This window comes from Pseudomonas sp. HY7a-MNA-CIBAN-0227, from assembly GCF_040310325.1.
In the GTDB taxonomy this organism is placed as follows: domain Bacteria; phylum Pseudomonadota; class Gammaproteobacteria; order Pseudomonadales; family Pseudomonadaceae; genus Aquipseudomonas.
On the sequence record NZ_JBEOPT010000181.1, the window covers coordinates 1 to 264 of the forward strand.

Below are 264 nucleotides of genomic sequence, written 5' to 3' on the forward strand. Positions count from 1 at the left end.
GGGCGATATCGACAAGGGGGACACGGTCTCTGGGCGACTTCTTGAATGCCGGATAGGCCAGAAACGCGAGCAGTAGCGCAAACGCCAAATGAATGGAGCGGGTCTCGGTGTCGTTCAGTACGCCAAAACCGAGCACGAAAGGCAGCGGTGAGGCGATCCACAGCTGGAACAATGACCAGAGCAGCGCGAGCCCGGCGATAACCGCGGCTATCGGCCCAATGGGCGTGCGCGCACCAACATCCTGGGCGATCAGTTCCTCGGTGG

General features: G+C 61.4%; 1 pseudogene. It reads right to left on the bottom strand.

The window, feature by feature from the left end:
• A pseudogene (locus AAEZ06_RS27480) lies at positions 1 to 264 on the bottom strand (C4-dicarboxylate ABC transporter); the annotation flags it as partial.